Source organism: Microcoleus sp. B4-D4, assembly GCF_036705185.1.
Taxonomy (GTDB): Bacteria; Cyanobacteriota; Cyanobacteriia; order Cyanobacteriales; family Microcoleaceae; genus Microcoleus.
Genome location: NZ_JAUBTX010000031.1, coordinates 74,024 through 80,263, shown reverse-complemented (window position 1 = coordinate 80,263; position 6,240 = coordinate 74,024). Strand labels below are relative to the sequence as shown.

7 protein-coding genes are annotated in these 6,240 nt (G+C 44.5%); 4 read left to right on the top strand and 3 right to left on the bottom strand.

Annotation, left to right across the window (positions count from 1 at the left end):
• Positions 1-243 precede the first annotated feature (243 nt).
• Positions 244-561 carry a hypothetical protein gene (locus QUB13_RS20915; RefSeq protein ID WP_333384244.1) on the bottom strand — a complete coding sequence of 106 codons (318 nt, stop codon included), beginning with the start codon at positions 559-561 and terminating at the stop codon, positions 244-246.
• Here QUB13_RS20915 and QUB13_RS20910 point away from each other — a divergent pair.
• A complete protein-coding gene (locus QUB13_RS20910; protein ID WP_333384232.1) occupies positions 461-1,375 on the top strand; it encodes an NAD(P)H-dependent glycerol-3-phosphate dehydrogenase in 915 nt (304 codons plus the stop codon). The genes QUB13_RS20915 and QUB13_RS20910 overlap by 101 nt on opposite strands.
• Positions 1,376-1,475: 100 nt before the next feature.
• Positions 1,476-1,898 (top strand): EamA family transporter, encoded by a 423-nt coding sequence (locus QUB13_RS20905; protein ID WP_194070021.1) that lies wholly within the window; start codon positions 1,476-1,478, stop codon positions 1,896-1,898.
• Positions 1,899-2,036: 138 nt separating this feature from the next.
• On the opposite strand, the gene QUB13_RS20900 is transcribed toward QUB13_RS20905, so the two are convergent.
• Positions 2,037-2,342 (bottom strand): small RNA NsiR4-regulated ssr1528 family protein, encoded by a 306-nt coding sequence (locus QUB13_RS20900; protein WP_194070019.1) that lies wholly within the window; start codon positions 2,340-2,342, stop codon positions 2,037-2,039.
• Positions 2,343-2,817: 475 nt separating this feature from the next.
• Entirely contained in the window at positions 2,818-3,807 is a 990-nt protein-coding gene (locus tag QUB13_RS20895; protein ID WP_333384228.1) for a threo-3-hydroxy-L-aspartate ammonia-lyase, read from the bottom strand.
• A 193-nt stretch (positions 3,808-4,000) separates the two neighbouring features.
• On the opposite strand from QUB13_RS20895, the gene QUB13_RS20890 reads away from it, so the two are divergent.
• Together QUB13_RS20890 and QUB13_RS20885 are read left to right on the top strand one after the other, a co-directional pair.
• A complete protein-coding gene (locus QUB13_RS20890) occupies positions 4,001-4,996 on the top strand; it encodes a phosphate/phosphite/phosphonate ABC transporter substrate-binding protein (RefSeq protein WP_333384226.1) in 996 nt (331 codons plus the stop codon).
• A 470-nt stretch (positions 4,997-5,466) separates the two neighbouring features.
• The gene (locus tag QUB13_RS20885) at positions 5,467-6,207 is read left to right on the top strand and encodes a phosphonate ABC transporter ATP-binding protein (RefSeq protein WP_333384224.1); all 741 of its coding nucleotides are present in this window, start codon (positions 5,467-5,469) and stop codon (positions 6,205-6,207) included.
• The last annotated feature ends 33 nt before the right edge of the window (positions 6,208-6,240 follow it).

Here is a 6,240-nt window from a genome sequence, read left to right as displayed (position 1 = left end):
CATTAGTCATTAGTCATTAGTCATTAGTCATTAGTCATTAGTCATTAGTCATTAGTCATTAGTCATTAGTCATTAGTGCTGTCCTCCCAGAGCTTTCCGTCCAACGTCATCAGGAAGAAGGAAGAGAGAAGATTATTCTGTAAGTTTTTCACCGCAGAATAACGCCGACTAACGCGGATGAATGCTAAATTATGTATAGTCGATCTGCGTGCACCTGCATTTCGTCGATCTAAATAAGTAAATCTACCAAGTTAAACCTAAAATACGGCTTGCGAAAAAGCTTATTGGGTATTCCATCTTCCTTCTTCCATCTTCCTTCTTCCTTCTTCCTTCTTCCATCTTCCTTCTTCCATCTTCCTTCTTCCATCTTCCGACGGACATCGGACTTACATCCGTTACATCCGTTACATCCGTTACATAATCCGCTGCCGAACTTCCTTCTTCCTTATCAATAAATTTTATGGTAAATTTGACAATATTAGGCGGGGGTGTATGGGGTTCAGCACTGGCAAATCTCGGAAGCAAAAATGGCGATCGCGTTAATTTGTGGTCGCGCCGCACTTCTGTTAGTCTAGAATCAGTGATAACTGGCGCCGATGTTGTGATTTCGGCAGTTTCGATGAAAGGAGTTGGGGAAACAGTCGATCGCCTGCTTGCCTTAAACTTAAATCCGAGTACAATTATAGTTACTGTCACCAAAGGTTTAGACCCCGCCACGACGCGCACTCCGTCTCAAATTTGGCAAAATGCTTTTCCTAACAATCCCATAGTCGTACTTTCCGGGCCCAATCTTTCCGAAGAAATTCAGCAGGGATTACCGGCTGCAACGGTGGCGGCGAGTGTAGATTTAGCGGCGGCGAAGCAAGTACAAAATATTTACAGTTCGGATATTTTTCGCGTTTATGTCAATCAAGATCCCCTGGGGACTGAGTTAGGTGGAACGCTGAAGAATGTTTTTGCGATCGCCGCTGGTGTTTGCGATGGTTTACAATTAGGAACTAATGCTAAATCTGCTTTACTGACTCGCGCTTTGCCGGAAATGATTCGGGTGGGAGTTCGTTTGGGAGCTCGCGCCGAAACTTTTTACGGTTTGTCTGGTTTGGGAGATTTACTCGCTACTTGCAATAGTTCTTTGTCGCGCAATTATCGGGTTGGCTTCGGATTGTCTCAAGGTAAGTCTTTAGAGAATATTTTGCAGGAATTGCAGAGCACTGCTGAGGGTGTTAATACTACTAATGTTTTAATTGATTTGGCGGTGCGGCGCGAGATAGAAGTCCCCGTTTCTCGTCAAGTTTACCGCTTGCTGAACGGTGAAATCACTGCCGAACAAGCTGTTTTATCGCTGATGGAACGAGGTTTAAAACCGGAGATTTAAAAACCGTGCAGGTGGCTGCGTTCCAAAACTCATCAACTGCATTCGCTATCGAAAATAGAATGCAACAGGTAGCAAATAATCCAATTTAATTATTGAAACAATGGCTCAAATACCCAATTGGTTAATTTTTGCACTGACTTGTTCTTTATTATACGGTCTTTGGGGATTTTTTAGCAAATTAGCGACACAATCTATTGACTACAAAACAGCTTTTATTTATGAAGCAATCGGCGCTATTGTCACTACAGCCTTAATTATTTTCAGCAGTAAAAACTTGAGTTTTCAGGGAAATAGTGCAGGAATCGTATTTGCTTTATTAGTAGGTGTTTGCGGAACAGTAGCATCTTTACTATTTCTGAAAGCCATTGAAAGTGGCCCAGTTGTTAGCACCGTCAGCATTACATCTCTGTATCCAGTTGTTACAGTATTTTTATCATATTTCTTCCTAAAAGAAGCAATTACAATTCCCCAAACGATCGCCCTCGTGCTAGCCATCATTGCAGTTATACTTTCATCTTATTGAAATATCTCTGCTAGAGCAATTTCTGATTGAGGCAGAAACCGGGTTTTTGTGGTAAATCTGGCATTAATGCGTTGACTTTATGGAAAAAACCCGGTTTCTTTGGTATCTTAAATCTCGGCTTTCTACATTCTCTAATTTTTACTTTCCGCCGTAATAAAACGCAACTTCTTTGTCTTTTAGCGGTGCAAAGTCGGCTGCTATCAGCATTTGATCGAGTTCTGCTTGAGGCAGGTGTTTTACTCCAATGCGGACAATGCGCGATCGCATGGTGTTTGACACGCCACTGCGCTGTCTCCCGGCTTCTAATCCCATTACTTGCTCGTACAGATCTAATTTTGCTTTCGGAATCGGAGTGCCGTCAAAGTCGATTCCTGAAGCGATCGCAACATCGATCGCATCTGCACCGGTTGTAGATTGAGCCGCTGAGTTTGTTTCTGAAGACATTGTGGTGTGATATTAAAGTTTGCTGTGGGAGCATTTTATCAGAAAACTCTTGATTTTAGTTAAATTTGTCAATACTAATATTTGATATTTTCCTAATCTGTGACACCAACCCGAAAGTCCGCCGGAGGTTTAAACCAGTCGCAAAGCTAAAGTCCGCGCTCAATGGATTAAAGATAAATCGTGATTTTTATTTTCATGTAAGAGGAATTTTACTATTGCTATCTGATATCAAATCCTCTCTTCATCGGAATAGTAAATTCACTGTTAACTGTTGACTGTTGACTGTTTGCTGTTTGCTGTTAACTGTTGGCTGTTGACTGTTGACTGTTAACATCATGTATGAGTGTTACCGGAATTGATATGATGAAACGATATGAGCGGACTATACTCCGCACTGGGAACTGTTTTTGTTGTGGAAATTAATTATAAATTGGTTGAAAAGTATGACGAATTTTTGAGTAAAAAGCTGGTAAAATTAACTATCATAAAAAAGCTGGCAAGCTTGCCGCAAATCTACATTTCCCCCGCTGACAATCGCGCCAACTTTCATGTTTTCAGTTGTCACAACTCCCGAAAGCAAAGCCGCCGCCGCTAAGGCTCCAGTCGGCTCGACAACTATCTTCATTCGCTCCCACATGAAAAACATTGCTTTGCGAATTTCCGCCTCCGAAACTGTTGCCATGTCGTCCACATAATGCAGCACTAAAGGAAAAGTCAATTTCCCTAAAGATGGCGTGCGCGCGCCGTCAGCAATAGTATCTGGGTTGCTAACAGTTTGCAGGATTTTTGTGCGGAACGATCGCGCTGCATCATCTGCTCGATCGGGTTCTACCCCGATCACTTTACACTGGGGAGAGCAAGTTTTGGCTGCGATCGCACATCCCGACAGCAAACCCCCGCCGCCACAGCAAACCAAAAGCAAATCCAACTCTCCAACTTCTGCGATTAATTCCAGCGCCGCCGTACCTTGTCCTGCAATCACCCGCGCGTCATCATAGGGAGGAATAATTATCAAGTTTCTTTCCCCGGCAATTTGAGCAGCGAGCTCTTCGCGGGAAACTTGAGTTCGATCGTACAAAATAATCTCGGCACCGTAGCTGCGAGTCGCCTCTTGCTTGACTTTGGGCGCATCTGCAGGCATCACCACAGTAGCAGGAATTGCGAGCAACCGTGCGGCAAGGGCGATCGCCTGCGCGTGATTTCCCGAAGAAAAAGTCACAACTCCCCGCTGTTTTTCGGCTTCAGATAGCTGCATCAAAGCATTGCAAGCACCGCGAAATTTAAACGAACCCGTCCGCTGAAAGTTTTCGCACTTGAAAAATACTTGAGAATTAGTTTGTTTGTTCAGGGTCTCCGAAGTCAGCACCGGAGTCTTGAAAGCTTTGCCCTGCAAGCGCTTCGCCGCCGCTTCCACATCGGCAAAACAGACTGGAAAGGGATTTTTATCGGCAAGCTTGGGTGTCATATTTTGCTGCGTCTGGTGCTTGGGGCGAACATTACCATAGATCGAGTCAGAGTAGTATCACTTTTAATGATAAGACATATCAGAAATATTTATTACTTAACTATTGCAACTAATTACCAAAAGAACTGTAAAATAAAATCAAAATTATTGCCATAAGTTATCACATAGCAACAACTAAGTAGGAGAGTAATTAATGAATGTAAAGTTTAAAGCGTTAGCAAGCGTTAGCGCCGGATTGTTGCTGTTAGGGGGTTTAACGGCGAATGTAGTGGGAATGGGGCAAAAGGCGATCGCCCAAAAAACGCAGCAGGGCGATCCTCTTCGAGGGCTTCGCCAACGAGATTTAAGAGCACAAGCTCCGATAAATCGCATTAGAATCGTATTTGCCAACCGCAGAGATGCTACGGACTTGCAAAATAAAGCCAATCAAGTAGCGCAAATACTTTCCAAAGAAATCGGAATGCCAGTCGATGCAGTCATCGGCGACGAAACCGCCGCCGTAGAAGCATTGAGGGCCAACAGAGCCGACGTGGCATTTGTAGCAGGGCGCGCGGCATTAAAAGCAGAACAATTAGCCAAAGCGCGGATGTATTTAGCAGAAGTTCGCAGCGATTATTCCGGCGGAAATACCTACGATTCAGTGTTCGTAGTGCGCCAAGACAGTCCCCTGCGCCCGAAAGGTTCAGCAAAGCAAACCCTCGAACAATTGAAAGGCAAAAAAATGGCTTTCACCTCTCGAACTTCCGGTTCGGGATTCATTTTCCCAATCTCAGAATTAGTGGGTCAAGGATTAGTTTCAGGGCCGGATAGACTGGAGAGCTTTTTCGGAAATGTCACCTATGGTGACGGCTACAGCAGCGCTTTGCAATCTGTTTTAAGAGGTCAAGCAGATGTCGGAGTTGTCTCGGAATATGCTTTGCTACCGCCTTGGATTACAGCGGAAGAAGGCAAGAAATTGCGAGTTTTGCAACAAGTTCCCGGAGTGCCAGCCCACGGAATTGTGATTGACGATCGCGTTCCTGCACCGATGCGCGAAAAACTGATTAATGCTTTCATGAAAATGAACGAACCAGCAAACAATCAATTGTTCCGCAGTTTGTACAACTCTCAGAAATTGGTAAAAGTCGATCACGCGCGCCATTTAGCAACCTTGCGCCAAGCTTTGGTGCGCGCCAAACTCGAACCATAAAATCAAGGTTCGTAGCGAGAGTAAAGGTTCGCAGTGAAGGCTTCAGTTCGCAAAAAAAGAAGGACTGAAGTCCTCACTACGAACCGATTTTATTGTTACCCATCGAGGAGACAGTATAGCCTTTCTGTGCTCTCATATAAGGCATAGGGCATAGGGCATAGGGCATTCGGCATTCGGCATAGGGAATAGGGCATTCGGCATACCTCACTTTTTTGAGAAAGGCTATATATTAATGGCAAAGTCGATCGACAAATAGTGACCAAATTAACACGCCCAATTAAAAATTAATATAAATAGCTAATTTTTTTTCTTCCTTCTTCCTTCTTCCCGATCACGTTGTACGGAAAACTCGGAGGCGACAGCACTAATGACTAATAACTAATGACTAATGACTTCTTCCTTCTTCCGTCGGACTTACATCCGTTACATCCGTTACATCCGTTACATAATCCGTTGCCGAACTTCTTCTTATGACTATAGAATGCAGCCAATTAAAAACAGCTTATTCAACCGCGCTAAACCGCCCGATTTTGAACGGAATTGATTGCCAAATAAAACAAGGCGAATTTGTAGCGCTTCTCGGTTTAAACGGTGCTGGAAAATCTACACTTCTCCGTTCATTTGTCGGATTAGTCCCCGTAAAAACAGGAGAAATTCGGATTAACGATACAATCATAACTCCGCGCACTCTGAGACGAATTCGGCGCGATATTGGCTTAATTTTTCAAGGTGGCGGGTTGGTAAAACAGTCACCCGCGATCGACAATGTGCTTTGTGGTTGCTTGGGAAGCTTAAATACTTGGGAGACTTTGTGGGGTTTTCCGAAACAGCAGCGCGATCGAGCATTTGACTTACTAGCAGACTTCGGACTCAAAGACCTAGCATATCAAAAAACCGGACTGCTCAGCGGCGGACAACAGCAAAGAGTCGCCATCGCCCGCGCCTTAATCCAATCCCCCCAGATTTTACTCGCCGACGAACCCACCAGCGGATTAGACGTAATCGCCGCCCAACAAGTCATGGAAATCCTCGCCCAACTGCACCAAAAACAAGGAATGACCGTAGTTGTAGTATTGCACGATTTAGGAATGGCCAGCACCTATGCCGATCGGGCGATCGTCCTCGATGCCGGTCAAATAGTCTATGATGGCAAATGCCACAACCTCTCCGACAAATTCAGCAAATTAACACCTCCCAAAGTAGAAGCGTGAACCCTTCTCTTCTCTTCCTTCGCGCCCTTAGCG

What these genes read in the sequence shown, in the direction of transcription:
- QUB13_RS20910 (WP_333384232.1), top strand. Translation starts at nt 461, where the DNA reads ATGGTAAATTTGACAATATTAGGCGGGGGTGTATGGGGTTCAGCACTG.
- QUB13_RS20905 (WP_194070021.1), top strand. Translation starts at nt 1,476, where the DNA reads ATGGCTCAAATACCCAATTGGTTAATTTTTGCACTGACTTGTTCTTTA.
- QUB13_RS20900 (WP_194070019.1), bottom strand. Translation starts at nt 2,342, where the DNA reads ATGTCTTCAGAAACAAACTCAGCGGCTCAATCTACAACCGGTGCAGAT.
- QUB13_RS20895 (WP_333384228.1), bottom strand. Translation starts at nt 3,807, where the DNA reads ATGACACCCAAGCTTGCCGATAAAAATCCCTTTCCAGTCTGTTTTGCC.
- QUB13_RS20890 (WP_333384226.1), top strand. Translation starts at nt 4,001, where the DNA reads ATGAATGTAAAGTTTAAAGCGTTAGCAAGCGTTAGCGCCGGATTGTTG.
- QUB13_RS20885 (WP_333384224.1), top strand. Translation starts at nt 5,467, where the DNA reads ATGACTATAGAATGCAGCCAATTAAAAACAGCTTATTCAACCGCGCTA.